The organism is Eubacterium sp. 1001713B170207_170306_E7, from assembly GCF_015547515.1.
Taxonomy (GTDB): domain Bacteria; phylum Bacillota; class Clostridia; order Eubacteriales; family Eubacteriaceae; genus Eubacterium.
Genome location: NZ_JADMVE010000004.1, coordinates 373,731 through 391,775, shown reverse-complemented (window position 1 = coordinate 391,775; position 18,045 = coordinate 373,731). Strand labels below are relative to the sequence as shown.

Here is an 18,045-nt window from a genome sequence, read left to right as displayed (position 1 = left end):
TATTCGGAGCTGTGTGCTCATGAATATAAAGCTTTTTGTAATCGCGGAGGAGGCGCCTATTCCTCCGCCCATTTCTTAGCCCAAATCGTACATAGTGTACGATATAAAAATTAAATTTACTTTAATATAAAGAGAGAGGTGGAGCCAAAAACAGGAATGTGTGGAAGTCTATGGGATCAGGGATTCAAACAGGAGGAAAAAGAAAGTGAGAAAGTCTAAATTAAAACAAACCCTGTCAATGCTGCTAACAGTATTGATGGTATTCATGTCCATGAATTTCTCAGTGTTTGCGGAAGAATTAACGACTACGCAAACCGAACAGGAAATTACAACAGACAATCTGACGGATACCACGGCGGACAACCCGTCGGCGGTCAACAGTCAGGATACAGAAGAAGTGCAGGTTCCCGGGCTGCGATCAAGCAAAGCAGTAGCAAATACAGTCATAACAGATGAGCAATCATTGCGCAACGCTATTGCAGCTGCAGATCCAGGGGCAGTCATTGAGATTGATGGCTATATTGAGTTGTCAAACTCATTAGTGATTGATAAAGCCATTACCCTGCGCGGCTCCGACATGTTTGGCACCATCATCGCGAAAAACGCGGATACATGGGCAGCAGACGGTGATAAATCTTCAGCGTCTCTGATCGTTGTTAAAGGTGTTGAAAATGGCGCGGTCAATCTTGAAAATATGACGGTTAGTGGCGCACGCGATATTAGCCTTGAAAACAACGGCACGGCCTATGGCCACGGCATCAATGTGTACCGTTCCAATAGTGTTACCCTAAATAATATTTTCAGTACCGACAACAGCGGCGCCGGTCTGATCGTCAATGGTTCTACTGTAGACGCCCAGTATCTGATGACTGCGGATAACGGATGGTATTCGGTCAATGTCGAAAAATCCGATACTTATGCTGGCAATTTTACCATGAGCAGTGACAGTGTGCTGGGGGATGCTATACAGATACAATCTGATAAGGGGGATGTCACGGTCAACGCCAGTGGATATGAAAATTATACCTATGTCAGCGCAGATAATCGGACTGCTCAGCGTTGGAGTAACACGCCCATTTCAGATACTGCTTACACGGTTTCCAATAATGTCAAAACACTTTATACCTCTATTACGGCTGCAATTCAAGCAGTTGAAAAAGGAGGAACCGTCTATTTGGCGCCTGGTACCTATGATGAAGCAGTAAAGCCCTTTCCAAATTCATCGCATAATCAGGAAAAATCGGTAAACATCGTAGGTGCGGCTGATGCAAGCGCACTTGTTAAAGGAGAATCAGTATTAACCAAAGGGATGTATATTGGCTATGACGATTCCAAAACAAGAGACAACACCATTTCGATTAAAGGAATTACCTTTAAAAATACTGGTTTGACCGTGGCAGATGAAAAGACAGTCACGATCGAAAATAATAAATTTTATAATGTAGAAGATAACGCCATTGCTGTGCTTGACCAGCTTGGAGATACCTATGGAACAACGACACCTGGCGGCAGCGTAATTGTTAAAAATAATATAATTGATGGCGCCGGCTCAGCTGGCATCAATTTAAGAAATCCATACGATGCCGAAGTGACAGGCAACAGCATTGCGAATGTGAACCATAACGGGATCTTATTTCAGTTGGCTAAAGTAAGTGGTGGCGCAAATTATAATGCCCATAGCGGAAAGGTTATTGTAACCAATAATACAGTTACAAACTGGGATGCGAACAACGACAAAGAAGGCGGAAGAGCCATTCGTATTGACACACAAGGAATTGACGGGCCAAGCCCAGATAGTAAGGTCTTTACCATTACAGAAAACAAATGTACAAAAGAAGACTACTCAGAAAACACAGAAGACCAAGATATCGTAAAAATTACAGGTGTCGGAAATAATACCGTGAACCTGACCAATAATTACTGGAATAGTGATTCACCAGCTTTCGACACTATACTTAATGTGTATATAGATGCTGGCAGCAACAAAGCATCAAGCACACAGATTCAGGTTTATCCATTTAAAAAAGCAAGCGGAGAAAACGGCAATGCGCCAATATCTGTTAAAAATGGAGAAACTACAACTCAGTATTCATCACTGGCCGAAGCTGTATCAAATGCGCAGGATAACGGAACGGTTACCATCAATGATAATATTATCGTTGATGCAGCAGCCGGTGGCGCCATTCAGGTCGACAAACCCATGACCATTACGGCGGCAGCGGAGGTCACCATCAGTACAAATACGGAAACGGCCGCCGCGTTATTCAAAATAAATGCAGCCAGTGTAAAACTGACAGACTTAAACATACAGTTTACAGGAGCAGAAGATAACAGTGCCCGCAATTTAACCGCTTTTGAAGTTGCAGGAGAAAATGTGACCATTGAAAACTGCACGGTAACAGGGCACTATCAGACAGGCTTCAATGAAGTTACTCGCGGTGTCGTGCCAAACGCCGACAACCAGGGCTTAAACGTTATAAACTGTACCTTTACCAATATTCGTCAGCCGGGCTATTTTGAAGGTACCGGTACCTTAAGCGGCAACACGGTAAAAGGAACCAAAGGATTTGTCATTACCGCAAACTCCAATTATGTAATGAGCGGAAATACCTTTGGCACCTTTGGCACTGAAGAAGGCAATGCCGTTGATATTGCGATTATTGAAAACAGCCAGACATCAACCCATTATGATGCCGGCCAATTAAGCGCGGACAACAACGGCGCAGTAGTCGAAAATCAACTGGACCGCACGCTGGCAAAAGACGGCACTTTTGTGATCGATCGAACATTGGCGGTGGCTGTTGCAGGTGATAATGCCCAGGCATATAGCCTGCAAAAAGCAGTGGATGGCGTCAAGGATGAAAACAGCACGGTTAAAGTGGCTGAAGACACCTACACCCTCGATTCAAAACTGAACATCACCAAGCCTCTAACCTTAGAAGGGGTTGGTGCTGTGATCATCACAAAAGGTGAAGCAGCCTGGGTATCAACCGGTGATGGCAGCGACGCGATGCTCGTGAGTATTGAGAATACAAAGAATGTTACCCTGAAAAACCTGACGGTTAAGGGAGCAGAAAATATCATGGTTGACAGCACCAAAAAAGCCTCCGGCAGTGGGATCAATATCTATAATTCAGATAATATCACATTAGACAAGGTAATCTCCACAAACAACGCAGCCGCAGGCGTCATTGTCAACAGCTCAAGCGTGACAGCGACCGACCTGCAAACCAGCGGAAACGCCTGGGGCGGCGTCAATGTTGACAAAAAAACGGACAATTCAGCGAAATTTACTTTAAGCGGTGACAGCAACTTGACCGAGGCGGCGCCGATTTATTCGGAAAATGCAGAAGATGTAACAGTAGCGGCGACAACGGCAGCGGACGCTCCCTATGTTGCCACCAAAATGGGCAACATCACGGTCTGGTCGGTCACATCAGACCTGACCAATAAGGTTTATACCTTAGACGATAATCAAATCGCTACCATTTACGGCTCCATCGAAGACGCCGTTACAACTTTGACAAACGGCGGCACCATCTACCTGGGTGAAAGCACGGATAACAACAGCTTTAGCATTGGCTATGACGTTACCCTGCCAGATAACATCACCATCCAGGGGACAGGAGCTAAGGCATCTGTTGTGTCCTTAGACTATAACGGAAGCAATGGAAGTGGCAGCATCGAAAAAAGCGGTACCATCATTACCGGTGTGGCTACAAAGCTTAAAAACATTACCTTTGAGGTCACCAAGCCAAACCGCACAGGTTCCAGTGCCGCGTTCTCGGTATACAAGCCAGGCTTTGCCATGGAAAACTGTACCGTAAATGTGGCGGGAAGTGTCAATGACAATTATTATATCTTTGATACCAACACATTGCCAGCAGACGCCACTGTAACCATCACAGACTCCACCTTTACTTCAGAAGCAAAGGCGTGGACTGTTTACTCAGGAGATATCAGCAAACAGAAAACATTGGCAGGTAAGCTGACCTTTACAGGAAACACCATAACTGGCAATTTCAGCGCTGTGCTGAGCCAGATTACCGGCGCTTATGACATCAGCGACAACACAGCTAGCCTGACAGCCGATGACGCCTGCCTGGCAGACCTGATGGCTGTTGGCTCGACCTGGACCAATATCCAGTACGAGAGTGTTATTAGTGGTAACACCTTAACCACCAAAAATATCAATGGCACCGATGCCTTAATCCGTATCCTGCCAATTCGTATGAATTCCAAGGTACAGGCATTGCCAGCCATCATGCAGGAAGGCTTTATGCCAACCGTTTCCGAAAACACCCACACTGCCGATAGTGCAGAGCTGCCAGTCTACAACGTAAACATGAAGCGCGTTCATAATAATCTGGCAACCCTGAGATTACAGGGCGCTTTAGGAGAAGGAACTGTTATCTACACAACCTATGATAACACCGCCACAGCGGGACACCCCTATGTGAAAACCGATGCCCCGATTATCGGAAAAACAAGCGGCGGCACCACCAAGCTCTACGATAACCTGCAGACCGCCATCAACGAAGTGGGCAATGGCGGCACGGTCACCATACCTTATACCGAGAATGGCTATACCTACAACGGTGATCTGAGCATCCGCGACGGCATCACCATTGAAGTGGCAAATTCGGCAGGGGCACAGGGCACCGCCAAGATCAACGGTCAGGTGACCATTGACGGTGCGAAAGACGTTGTAATGGATGGCGTTTCTGTCAGAAAAGACATCACCGGAAGTGGCGCTGTCGTTACAAAGAATGGATCAAGTTTAACCTATAAAAACGCCGCGATTGAGAATCTATCCAATAAAGACAACACGAATTACAGCTATGAAGCGGGTATTCGACTAGAAGGAAAAGGCGATAAAGTTACAATTGATAATGCAAAAATAACTGCCACCGCCTACGGGATTGGCTTACGCCATATCGAACAGGAGCTAATTGTACAAAATAATAGCGAAATAACTGGCTGGGCAGCCATTATGACATCTGCCGGAACTTTATATAATGAGTTGAATGGCGGTAAAGAAATTGCAGTCGATACAAACACACATATTACAGTAAAAGATTCAAAATTAACAGGCATCGCAAAAGACAACAACTATCAAGTTGAAGGATATGCTATTGTTGCGCTGCAGGAAAACTACGAAAAAGTCAGCTTTGAAGCATCAAACACAACGTTCACAACTGACAAAAGAGCAGCAGCTGATGGTACCACAGAAAATGGTATTGATATTCGGCCATATCCAAGTGCAGTGACATTGACGAATTGTACCTTTAATATGTGTGCCGATGCGACAGTTATCAACTGCATTGACAATCAGGTAAAAGGATATCAGGAACAAGTTAAGCCTTACGAAAATAACGCTTATCGAAACACAATCACATTAACAGATGTCGCAGCAAACACAGTGGATAACGGAGCAGCGCCGAAGATTATAGCGCGTGAACTGATGGGCGGCGAAGACGTCGATACATTTGTCTTTAATAATACAAGCACAGAAGCAAATATTCTGACAGAGCAGGATATCACTTGGACTGTTCTAGACCCATCCGGTACCGATATTACAATCGAAATTGCAACAGCAGAAGAGCTGCAGCGGGTTGCAGAAATTGTAAATATCGGAGGAGATACTGGCAAGGTGCTTGCAGACGGCAACGCAACCATAAAACTTAAAAATGATATTGATTTAAGCAGTATTGGAAATTGGACACCGATTGGCACGAAAGATCATCCGTTTACTGGAAAATTCGACGGTCAAGGCTATGAATTATCCAAGTTGAGCGTAACCGGTCAAGATGGACAAAATTATTTAGGCCTCTTTGGAGCCATTGGAGCAGGGGCTGAAATCAGCCGTGTTATATTAGATCAGCCTCATGTAACAGCCATTTCAGCAGCTGTTACTGACAGCCCGGATCCCAACCCACTGGGCAAAAATGTTGGAGCTTTAGTCGGCGGTACCGTTGCGGGAGCAGGCAAAGATATTAATATTTCCGGGATTACAGTCAATGCTGGCCAAGTAACCGGATATGGCCGCGTAGCGGGTATTTTGGGTCAAGTGATCCAGGGTACAGCGAAAGTAAGTATTAGCGGCTGTCGGGTAAATGGCACAACGATTGAATCCGTTAATAACGATATCGCAACAGGCGGTAATGGAGACAAAGCAGGCGGTATTGTGGGACAAGCAATGTGGTCGACACAGGCAAGCATCACAAGCTGTTTTGTTGAAAATTCTACAGTCAAAGGCGCCCGCGATATCGGCGGTATCATTGGTATTGCCAATAATGTAAGCATTAGTAATTGTAATGCAGACGTGACAATTGAAAAGGTAACAGCACAAAACCGTAAAGATAAAAACTTGAATTTTGGTGGTATTATTGGCAGCTATGAAGGAACAGCCACTGTTTTGGGTGAAAATAATACATCTAAGGTTGGATTTAAAGGAGACTTAGAATATGCACCGGGATGCAATAACATTGTATTCCAGGGGATCTATTATGGTGGACCCTATAAAACAGATAATAAACTGACATCAACGAACTATGACAACCAGACAGAAGCAACCATCTATGGAGAGAAAGACCCAACAGAAAATGGCAAAATATTAGCCGCAGTTAAAGACTTAGTTGGTGAAAAGGGGATTGTCAATCTGGCCGCGAACGAATACACACTAGCCGATAGCCTGACAATCGACAAGGAACTGATGATCAATGGTCTGACAGATGATACGGTTCTAGTTAACGCATCTGTGAACGAAGAAGAACAGCCGGAAGCTGTCGAAGCTATAGGACAGGAAACCGGCGTGGTAATCAATGGAAAAATAGAAGTACAGGCAAATTCTACTTTGAAGGGATTAACAATTAAAGATAATGGCGCTGTAGCTACGGCTTTAGTATCAACTGATACGCCAGCTATTGCAATAAAGTTAGATAATTGTTATTTATACCAAAATGGCGAAGGAACAAATGGGAATGACACAACTAATGAATTTAACAAGCGTTCCAATGGCATTTGGTTAAAAAGCTCAGCGCAAGGTACAGCATTAAATGTAACAAATAGCTATATTAAATTAGATGGAGAAAAAGGACATCTTGGTATTGTTGCAAATGCGGATAATGTCGTTGTAAATATGAGTAATTCAAAAATATTATCTGATAACTTTTACGACAGAGGTATTCTGTATGCAGCCGAGGGTATTTTATCTGCAATAGAAAATACAGAAATTGATACCAAGTATTATGCGCTGAATTTCTACGGAAATGCAAGCAACGCTGGAGAATTAACTGTTGACCGCTCTAAATTGACGGGTTATGCTGCAATGAATATCAAAGGAGATAATAAAACAATCAATGTTATGAACTCAACATTGATTGGACGTACATCTTTTGAAGAAGGAACTGGTTACAATAGTTATGGAACAATCGTATTCGACCGATCAGCCCAAAATAATCATGTAATTGTTGACGGTGTAGACAGTGTTCTTAGCACTGAATATGTAAATGGAGCAAAAAGTTTACAATATTTGGTTGATATGCGCAGTGACAGCACTTCTTCTTTTACAATGAATGCAGGAAAAATGGAAATACCCGCAGATACGACAACAGGTACGGCTTGTCGGCAGGAACAGGATACTGGCAGAGGTGCACTTGTTATCGGATCAAACGTACAAACAGTTTACAATGCTGGAACCAATGATAGTCCAGATTGGAAAGCATGTATAAAAGTAGTGGATGAAAATGGAACAATTAAAAATGCGGCTAATTCTGTGGCCAATGCACTTTATAAAAAAGAATACATGGATCCTAACGGCGGAAAGGATTATAAACCTTATGCTGAGTTAAATGTTAAACCAGAAAGTGGAGACACTCTGGTGATTCCGGATGGTGCAGTGATTACAGAGAATATTGACATGAGCACAATTGGTCAACCATATGAACTAGATACCAAGGATATCTCCATCAATGGTATCAACATTAAAACCGACGGCGATGTCGTCTTTACAGGAAGTTTTGCAGGCAGCACAAAAGGGAAACTCGTCGTGCCCGTTGGTGAGACAGAAACCTTCGACGGCGATGTAAAACATTATGTTACCGTGCAGTTAGACGGCAGTGGTGTCAACGATGGCGAAAATCAGTCTATCATTAAGGCAAAAAACAATCTGTCGGATCAGAATTCTTTTGTAAAAGGCAGCAACGCGACCTTTGAATACAAAGCAGCAACAACCGAATCAGACTACAACATTTGGACCGCAACCCATCGTACTGACACTTTCGATGTAGGTGATGGTTCCCTAGAAGCCCCGTACCAGATCGCGACGCCAGAACAGCTCAAGTTACTCTGTGATAAAGTAAACATGGCAGATTCAATTCATGCTGACAAACATTATGTACTGGTAGCAGATTTGACATTGCCAGAAGAAATGATTATTGCAGATAAAAATGGAAAAAACGGCATTGGGGTGAACTATAAAAATTCAGATGATTCTTGGTCAAATGGTTTTACGGGTACCTTTAATGGTAATAAGCACACCATCACTATGAGTTCAAACCAGACTAACGCATTATTTGAACAAATTGGACAGAATTCATTCATCAAAGACCTTGAATTTGTCTCGCCGCGTCCGTTGGTTAGATATAATAACGGTCTTGTTAAACAGATAAGCTATGTAAATCAAAGTTCAGATTTAACGGCATTGGGATCAGGATTGATCGAAATCAATAAGGGCACAGCGCAAAATTGTTATACGAACGGCACACTAAGTGCCTATGCAATAGGTAATGGAACATATGAAAACTGTTATACAATTCATAACGGAATCGTGCCCAATGATGGAAGTTTTCCAGGCACATTAACCAACACATACTACCAGGGCACAACCACCGATTACACAAATCACGTTGTATCCGCAGCTGATATGCAAAAAGCGCGCTTCGCCATGATCTTAGATGGCAGCAATCCGGGCAGTGAAGAACCGGCAGAATCACCAAACTGGACCTATGTACCAAACGCCGAAGGTAATACTTATCCACAGTTACAATGGGAGGCACCGACTAGCATTATCACACCACTCACGAATGTGACAGCTGTCAGCGGTAATGAAGCGCAGGGAACTGTAACAATGACGAAACCAGAAGATGGTCATATCTATGCAGGCGATACTGTAACAGTAACAGCAGCGCCAACAAAGGATTATACCTTTGATAGCTGGTATATTAATGAAAAAACGTTTGAGGATAATAATCGTATAACTAAAGCCATCAAAGTTGCAAATGACAATACTATAATTAAGGCTACATTCTCTGCAAAACCAAAGGTTCAGTTATCTGTTAATCTCAATGGAACCGGTGGAAAAGTCTATAAATTTAACGGAACCAAATATGAATTGTTTGCGGCGCCAAGTATAGCAGGTTTAACATCTGTCAATATTGGTGATACCGTAAAATTGAGAGCTAGTGTCAATGCAACAGCAGTCAATACACAATTTAAATATTGGTATGATACGACAAGCAACAGAATTGTCTCTGAAAATTTAGATTATGAATTTACAGCAGGTAGCAGTGCGATCAATTTAGCCGCTGTTTTCTATACGCCAGATCCGGAACTTGCTTCGGTAACTTTCAGAGATGCTTATAATACGGTTATTTATAACAAAGCTTACCTCACTGAAGCGAGCAGTACAATAACTGACTTCCCAGCAGCTCAGGTATTATCAGGATATGATTTTAAAGGCTGGTACTACGATCAAAATGGTACACCGGTTCTGGTTACTAAAGATACTGTTGTAAAATGTGATATGGACATTTATCCAGTCTTTGAAAAACAGCAGAGTAATTATACCGTGACATTGCATGATGCTAAATTTAAAGGTACAGATGAAACAACACGCGAAGTGGTTTATAAAGATCAGGTAACAGCCATTGCCGAAGAAACGAAAGCGAATCAGATATTTGCCGGATGGAAATTTGGTAATGAGACAGAAGCCACAAGCGATTATGTAGGATATAACCTTGAATATAACTTCACAGTAACACAGGATACACATTTGTATGCGGTTTATCAGAATGAAAAACCAGTTATAGATGAACCTACTGTCAGCTTAAGTACTGTGCTTGTTTCTCCAGGTAATGGAATATTAGGATTTACAGCTACAAATAATTTAGTAGATACAACTAGATTTAAATTTGTAGAGGCTGGATTTATTTATAAAAAAGAATTTATAATAAGTCCTGATGAAAGCCAGTTTGTCATTGATGGAGAAAACGTGACGACGAGAAAATTACAGTCAATATCCGAAAGTGGAACGACATCTATTATGTTAGGCGGTATTTCCCAAAACAGTGGTGCGACAATTCGTGCATATTTAACTTATGAAGATATTGCAAACGGACAAATCAAAACAACATACAGCAGCATTACAGTACAACAACAGAAATAAATGTTCTAATTTGAAAGGAGGTGCGGCAAATGAAAAAATATATTAAACCTGAAATAGAAATAGTAGAATTTGAAATAGTTGAATCTATTGCAGCTTCTAATCTGCAATTCACAAGTTGTGATGATTCTTGCATTGTAGGTTAAAAATTCTTAAGAGGGCAATTCATAATTGCCCTCTTAAACACTAGCTTAATATGAATAAATATAAAATTGCAGACATATCAATAGAGATAGATTGTTTTGGTAAAATACTAAAGAGTGAACTAGAAAAATATAAAGATGGTTATTTAGATAATAAAGACTTTACAATTATTTCTCAGAAAGTTCAAAATATAATAATACCAGAGAATAATATAGTACTTAAACCGGATTCAATTATAGATACTTATATTATGGAAAATAATGACACCATTAGCTTTTTTTATAAAGAAAATAAAAAGTGTATTTTAAATATTGAATTTGATAAAAAGAGCAACGATACAAAAATCTTTTTATCAGGAAGAACAAAAAAGGAGCCTAATATGACATTGGAAGATTGGGAATACAATCAAACCGGCTATGTCTTTTCAAAAGCATTGGTAGAGTATAATGGATTTTGCCTCCATGCTTCGGCAATATCAGTAAATAATAAAGCAATACTTTTTTCAGCTCCGAGCGGAACTGGAAAAACGACGCATACCAACTTATGGTTACAGTACTTTGGAAAAGATAGAGTGAATATTTTTAATGATGATACACCAGCTATTCGTCAAGTAATTGATAAGTTTTATGCATATGGAACACCATGGGCAGGATCAAGCAGAATAAATTCGAATATAAAAGCACCAATTGCGGCTATTGTTTTTTTGAAACAGGGTGAGAAAAATACGATACGAAAATTAAGTAATAAAGAGGCTGTTAACCAGTTATTTTTTCAAGCAATTATACCTAAATATAATAATGAAAAAGTGGATAAAATACTCTGCATTATTGATCAAATAATAAGAAAGATTCCAGTATATGAAATGAGGTGTAGGATTGATAATGATGCAGTGAAAACTGTTTATGAAGCAGTATTTGGAGGATAAAATGAAAATTAAAGATGGTTTTATATTAAGAAATATCGCAGATGAGCATATAGTAATACCAGTTGGAGAAAATGCTTTTGATTTAAACGGGATCATTAATCTAAATGAAGTAGCTGCTTTTCTCTGGGAGAATATGCAAACTGCTATATCGGAAGAAGATTTGGTGAAAAAAATATTGGAAAATTATGATGTCTCTGAGAAAAACGCAAAAGTAGATGTTGAAGAATTTATAAAAAAAATTGATGAAGCTGGATTCTTAGATTAATGAGTATATATAAAAAATTTATTCAATATCTTGCTAAAGAGAGTGTGAGTAAAGGGAAAGCATTTAGTGCCACTTTAGAAATCACAAAACGTTGTAATTTGTTGTGCGAGTTTTGCTATTTGAATGGAGAACGTAACAAATTAGATTTATTAGACGAAAAGTCAACAGATGAATGGATAGAGTTTATTACAAAATGCATAAAAAATAATGTGTTTTATATTAACTTTACCGGCGGTGAAGTCTTAACGCGGCCTGATTTTGAAGAAATCTATACAAAAACCTACGATATGGGAACCAAAATTTGTGTTTTCACCAACGGTACCCTTCTAAACGACAGCTATTTGCAGTTGTTCAAAAAACGCCCCCCAGACAGTATCGATATTACCTTGTATGGAATGTCAGCCGAGCGTTACGAGCAAATTTGCGGCAATGGCGATGCCTATTATAGGGTCATGGAAGCAATCGATAATTTACAGAAAGCGGGCTTGCCAGTTCAGACAAAAACCAATGCACTGCCAGCACTTGCGGGAGACTATGAGCAGATTGCAGAGTATGTAAAAGACCATAGGCTTTCTTTCCGTTTTAGCGGATACATGGGCCCGGAAAGGGACTGCCCTGGTCAGATGGATAGCTTTAAACGTATACCGCCCGAGAAGGTTTTAAAATTTCAAAAGTTATTCTGTGAGCAGGGGCTGATAGGTATACAAGAGCAGGATACCAGAGAGTGTCATGAGCAGTGCTTCCGGTGCATGGCCGGAAAAAGTTCTTTCTTTGTGAGTAGCGAAGGTAAGATGACAACCTGTCCCATGTTCACAGGCTTTTATACCGAACCTTTTAAGGATGGCTTTGAAGTGGCATGGGAGCAGTTAAAGCAAAAAGTAAAGAATGCTGAGGCCTGTGAAGACTGTTTGAGTTGCGAAGAATATGCTTACTGCACGAAATGCCCGGCAAATCTTTATTCTGAAACAGGCAGTACAGCAAAATGCAGCGCTTACTTAAAAGCACTGGCTCACAATAACCGTGTGTTAAATGAAATCAAAAAGAATTAGATTAAAAGATATGCATCCACTGATGCAGGAAAAGCTTGGCAGAGGCGGCGAAGTCATTTTCACCTCCGCCGGTACCAGTATGCTGCCCACCCTCCGCGACCGCAAGGATCAGGTCTGTATTGTACAACCACCGAACCGTCTGCGCAAGTACGATCTGCCGTTTTACATCAGAGACAATGGCCAGTACGTATTGCATCGGGTGGTAAAGGTACACGCGGATTCAACGTATACCCTCCGGGGAGATCATCAGCTTGTGAACGAAACAGGCATCCGTTCCGACCAGATCATCGGCCTTGTCAAGGGTTTCTGGCGTGATGGCCGTTACATATCCTGCAAAAACCCCTGGTACCGTCTGTACTGCCGGATATGGTGGCTTTTGTATCCGGTGCGGTATGTTGTGCTGCGGGGGCGGGGGCTGCCCGGCCGTTTGCGGCGGTGTTTTAAATAAAAGCCCCAGCCCTCTGTACCCTCAATGTCTCTACCTCTGATGATTCCGTTCTTTCAGGGATGGCGGGGGTGCAGAGGGCTGGGGCTTTGAGACAGGAGATTTTGTGAATACCAAACGCACTTACACTGATCGGGAAGTTTTTTCCTGGCTTTACCAGAATGCCAGAGGGCAGATTTTGGCCTGTGTGCTGCTGGTTTTAGCCAATGTGGGGCTGGCCTGTATGGGGGTGGCCTTCGCGCTGGCGTCAAAGAGCGTCATTGACGGGGCCACGGCAGAGGGGTCGGAGGTGCTTGTCTGGCGCAGTACGGTTTTCTTTGGTATTATCGTGCTTCAGGCACTGCTCCAGGCCTACTGCCGCCACGCCCAGGCGGCAATCCAGGGAAAGCTGGAAATGGGCTTTAAATCGCGGTTTTTGTCCGCTGTTTTAAAAAAGGATTACCGGGCTGTCATGGCTTACCACAGCGGTGACCTGCTCAACCGGCTCACCAGCGACGTGCAGGCCATCGCAAACGGCGTGACCTCGCTGCTACCGACCTTTTCCGGGCTCATCACCAAGATCGTGTCGGCCTTCTGGGTGCTCTGTGTGCTGGACTGGCGTTTCTCGCTGATCTTTGCCTTGGCCGGGGCGGTCATGTTTGTGGTCACACGTTTTTTCAGGAAACGCCTCAAGGCTCTGCACAAGCGGGTTCAGGAGACTGATGGACAGGTGCGCTCCTTTTTGCAGGAGCTGCTTTCGAGCTTTCTGGTTATCCGCACCTTTCAGGTGGAGGGGGCCATGGAGGCCAAGGGCCGGCAGCTTCAGCAGGACAATTACAGCGAAAAAATACGAAAGAACACCATCAGTGTGGCGGCCAATACGGGCATCGGCTTTATTTTTAATCTGGGCTACCTGTACGCGCTGATGTGGAGCTGTCAGGGGCTGATTGCGGGCACGATAAGCTTTGGAACCCTGACGGCGGTGCTGCAGCTGGTCAACCAGGTGCAGTCGCCTTTTGTGGGCCTTTCGGGCATGCTACCCCAGTATTACGGGGCGCTGGCCTCGGCGGAGCGGATGATGGACATCGAGGCTCTGCCGGACGAACCGGCCGTGGACAGCCAGCCCTATGACGCCGATGCGCTTTACGCTCACATGGTGGGGCTTGAGCTGCGGCAGGTGTGCTTCCGCTATGACAGAGACAGGGTGCTTGATCAGGCAGATCTGTATCTGGAACGGGGCAGCTTTGCCGTGATTTCGGGGCTTTCGGGCATTGGAAAGAGTACGCTGCTCAAGCTGCTGCTGGGGGTTTTCACGCCGGACTCGGGGCATATCGGGCTGAGGATGGACGACGGCTTCCGGATCGCGGTGGACCGGCAGACACGCGGGCTTTTCGCCTATGTGCCTCAGGGCAATTTTCTATTGTCCGGCACCATCCGGGAAAATATTGCATTTATCCGCCCTGAAGCCACAGAGCAGGAGATCATCCAGGCGGCTGAGCACAGCTGTGCCATGGATTTTATCCGAGAACTGCCAATGGGAATGGATACGGTCATTGGCGAGAAGGGGCTTGGCCTGTCCGAGGGACAGATTCAGCGTCTGGCCATTGCCCGGGCGCTGCTGGGCGGTGCACCGGTGCTGCTGCTGGACGAGGTAACCTCTGCCCTGGATGGGGAGACGGAGAAGCGGGTGCTTAAAAATATCCAGGGTCTCAAAAACCGTACCTGCCTCATCGTAACGCACAAGGCCGCAGCCCTCACCGTCTGTGATGTGGTGCTGCGCATTACAGACGGAAAAATAATTATGGAAAAAAGGGTGAGAGAAGTAAAATGATCAGAGATGAAAAACGTTATGTGGTAGAGCTGTTGGCGGCGGTACTAAAGGACCGGAAACCCGAACCGCTAGAGCCGGGCTGCGACTGGGAAGCGATCTATAAAGAAGCCAGACGGCATTCGGTGGCGGGCATGGCCGACTACGGGCTGGAAAAGCTTGCGGAGGAGGAGCAGCCCCCGCAGGCCGTCCGGCAGCGGTTTAAGCAGGCCAGGCTCTCGGGTATTGCCAAGGAGGCCACCCAGCATGTCACTGTGACCGGACTGCTCAAAGACCTTGATCAGCGGGGCATCCGTGCGCTTCCGCTCAAGGGCTTTGTGCTCAAATACGCATACCCCAGGCCAGATATGCGGCTCATGGCCGATGTGGATATCCTGGTGGACGACGCCAATACAAAGGCGGTTAAGCAGATTTTGACCGGCATGGGCTTTTCCTGCGAGCATGAGGGCGGCAATCACGATGTCTACTACCGCAGGCCCTATATGAATCTGGAGATACACCGCAATATTCTGCCGGAAAAATACAGCTTCGGCGGGTATTTCGACCATATTTTTGACCGGGCAGCGCTAAAGGAGGGCTTCCAGTGTGTGTACGCCATGACACCGGAGGATTTTTACCTGTACATGGTAGCGCACCTGACCAAGCATTACGCCCAGGGCGGCACCGGCATCCGTTCTGTTATGGATTTGTGGGTATACCGGCGCTTTTACAAAGAGACGGCGGACTGGGAGGCAATCGGCCAAGGACTTGAGACCATGGGCCTGAAGGCCTTTGGGGATAACCTTGCCCGCCTGGCAGAGGTCTGGTTTGACGGGCCCCCGGGCGATGCGGTCACTGATGAGATGGGCCGCTTTATTCTGGGCAATGGCACCTATGGCACAACACAGAACATGGAACTTTCTGCCTTTGCCAGTGTCTATGATGAGCGGGAGCGCTTCTCGGCCATCCAGCGCCGCTATTTCTGGCGCACCCTGTTTCCGGGCATGGACCACATGCGCATGGTCTTTCCCTGGGTGGAGGGCAGGCCTGTGCTGCTGCCCGCAGCCTGGGTGATGCGGGGCGTGCGCGCCATGGTCAAACGGCCAGGCCGTACGCTGCACCGTGTGCGGGCAGTGCGCAGCACCTCGGAGCAGGAGGTGGCAACAGCCAAGGGCTTTTATGAGCGGTCTGGCTTACAGGAGCCGGAGCATGAGGAAAAAAGCCGCCTGTAAAAAAAGCGTGTTTTTTCTGAGAGAACGAACTGAATAGGGGGCCGGTGCCCCCGACAGGATTAATTGCACTGACACCTGAAGAACAGTAGGGCTATTTTCTGCCCTTCTGTTCTTTTTTTGTGTAAATATTTTTTAAAAGGAGATCGTTATGAAAAATGTGATGGCGCTCATTGAAGAGGGCCGTATTGAGGTGATGGATTTAGAGGCCTTTGACAGGGTGCTGGAGGATTATGTGGTGTCTTTCATGCAGCCTCTTTATCAGGACGGGCATGGCGATGCAACGGCCGTGGCCTTTCTGGGCCGCGCCCCGGTCATGGTCACGGCGTCCTACCGGGATGCGGTGCTTCCGGCCTATCTGGCCCATTTCTGTATGACGCGGGAGCTGGCCCGGGAAAAGACAAAAAAGCTTCTGCACCTTGAGAAGGGCGGGCATTTGCCCTTTTATATTCAGGCGACAGAGGATGTGATGGTCGAGACAAAATGCCGTACCGAAAAGGTGGGCCGGGATACCGCCTATGGCTGCTACAACGCGACCATGTACGAAAGGTGCGGCGGCGTGGTCAGCGCTAAGGGTCTGGAATACTGCGGCTTTTTCTTTCCCAGAAAGCAGGACAGCCACCCTGAGCGCTTTAGCAGGCTCATGCGCCTGAGCAGGAGGCTCTTTGAAGAAGCAATGGCACATTTCTGTTATAAAAAGAAATAGTCAGCACAAAAACACAGGATATCGCGGTGTACGCCAAAACGGCGTACACCGCTTTTCAATTTTCTAGGCCTTTTTTAAAGCTCAGGTAAAAATGGCGGAAAAAATTCAATAAAGCGCTTTTTGCGCAGGAAACACGACAATGAGAAGTAAAAAAAGCCAAAAGCACTGCCTTTAAAGCAGTGAACCGCCTTTTTGACATCTGCGCCAAACCGCGGGCTGCTGTATACTGGGATTACTTAAGTACAGGAAGCGCTTCAAAATCCAATTATCGGAGGAAGAAATGAATTTACAGTTACAGGAATTTGTGAATGATGAATTTGGCAGGATCCGCGTGATCGACGAAAAAGGACATGTGGTGGTAAACGGGGCCGACGCGGCCAGAGCCTTGGGATATGCCCGTCCGTCCGAGGCGGTGCGCCGTCACTGCCGGCATGCCGAAAAGCGGTTCGCCGCCCACCCTCAGAGCCCGGACAAGCAGATGGAAATGCTCTTTATTCCGGAGGGAGATCTGTACCGCTTGGTGGTATCCAGCAAGCTGCCAGCCGCCAGACGCTTTGAGGCCTGGATCTATGACGAGGTGCTGCCCGCCGTGCGTATGAGCGGAGCGGAGAAACTGCACGAGGACCGCCTGGCCGACGCCCTTGTGTCGCAGACTCAGAACCTTGTAAAGCTTCAGGAGGCGCTGGCGGCGCAAAACGACCTGGCCCGTTTCGCGCGTGGAATCCAGATGTCTGAGACCAATATCTCCATGAAAAAGCTCACCACGCTGGTCCAGAACATCCGGCTGGAAAACGGCCGGAAGATCAATACTGGGCAGAAGCGCCTCATGAGCTGGATGCGCAGAAACGGCTACCTGTGCTACAGCAAGCGTGAAAACAACATCCCTACCCAGCGGGCCATGGACCTTGGCCTGTTCGAGGTGCGCGAGAGTATCTTCGAGCCTGAGCCCGGCGTGGTGTTTCTGGACCACACCACCTGCGTGACGCCAAAAGGACAGGCGTATTTTATCCGCCTTTTCATGGAAAAAGGCCTGGAAGCCATCCGGTAGGCAG

9 protein-coding genes are annotated in these 18,045 nt (G+C 45.4%); all 9 read left to right on the top strand.

Going from position 1 to position 18,045, the window contains the following annotated elements:
• Positions 1 to 205: 205 nt before the first annotated feature.
• The 9 genes from I2B62_RS12415 to I2B62_RS12375 all read left to right on the top strand — a co-directional run bounded on the left by I2B62_RS12415 (position 206) and on the right by I2B62_RS12375 (position 18,041).
• On the top strand, positions 206 to 10,447 hold the full coding sequence (locus I2B62_RS12415; protein ID WP_195269384.1) for a right-handed parallel beta-helix repeat-containing protein: 10,242 nt from the start codon (positions 206 to 208) through the stop codon (positions 10,445 to 10,447).
• A gap of 193 nt (positions 10,448 to 10,640) precedes the next feature.
• Positions 10,641 to 11,513 (top strand): hypothetical protein, encoded by an 873-nt coding sequence (locus tag I2B62_RS12410; protein WP_195269383.1) that lies wholly within the window; start codon positions 10,641 to 10,643, stop codon positions 11,511 to 11,513.
• 1 nt (position 11,514) lies between these two features.
• Positions 11,515 to 11,778, top strand: a complete 264-nt coding sequence (locus I2B62_RS12405) for a PqqD family protein (protein WP_195269382.1) — start codon at positions 11,515 to 11,517, stop codon at positions 11,776 to 11,778.
• Positions 11,778 to 12,827 (top strand): radical SAM protein, encoded by a 1,050-nt coding sequence (locus I2B62_RS12400; RefSeq protein WP_195269381.1) that lies wholly within the window; start codon positions 11,778 to 11,780, stop codon positions 12,825 to 12,827. The genes I2B62_RS12405 and I2B62_RS12400 overlap by 1 nt, the downstream gene beginning before the upstream one ends.
• Positions 12,828 to 12,837: 10 nt before the next feature.
• The gene (locus I2B62_RS12395; RefSeq protein WP_243259510.1) at positions 12,838 to 13,275 is read left to right on the top strand and encodes a S24/S26 family peptidase; all 438 of its coding nucleotides are present in this window, start codon (positions 12,838 to 12,840) and stop codon (positions 13,273 to 13,275) included.
• 103 nt (positions 13,276 to 13,378) lie between these two features.
• On the top strand, positions 13,379 to 15,082 hold the full coding sequence (locus I2B62_RS12390; protein ID WP_195269380.1) for an ABC transporter ATP-binding protein: 1,704 nt from the start codon (positions 13,379 to 13,381) through the stop codon (positions 15,080 to 15,082).
• Complete coding sequence (locus tag I2B62_RS12385) at positions 15,079 to 16,290, top strand: nucleotidyltransferase family protein (protein ID WP_195269379.1); 1,212 nt, start codon at positions 15,079 to 15,081, stop codon at positions 16,288 to 16,290. The genes I2B62_RS12390 and I2B62_RS12385 overlap by 4 nt, the downstream gene beginning before the upstream one ends.
• Before the next feature lie 148 nt (positions 16,291 to 16,438).
• Positions 16,439 to 16,993 (top strand): hypothetical protein, encoded by a 555-nt coding sequence (locus I2B62_RS12380; protein WP_195269378.1) that lies wholly within the window; start codon positions 16,439 to 16,441, stop codon positions 16,991 to 16,993.
• Positions 16,994 to 17,273: 280 nt separating this feature from the next.
• Positions 17,274 to 18,041, top strand: a complete 768-nt coding sequence (locus I2B62_RS12375; RefSeq protein WP_195269377.1) for a phage antirepressor KilAC domain-containing protein — start codon at positions 17,274 to 17,276, stop codon at positions 18,039 to 18,041.
• The last annotated feature ends 4 nt before the right edge of the window (positions 18,042 to 18,045 follow it).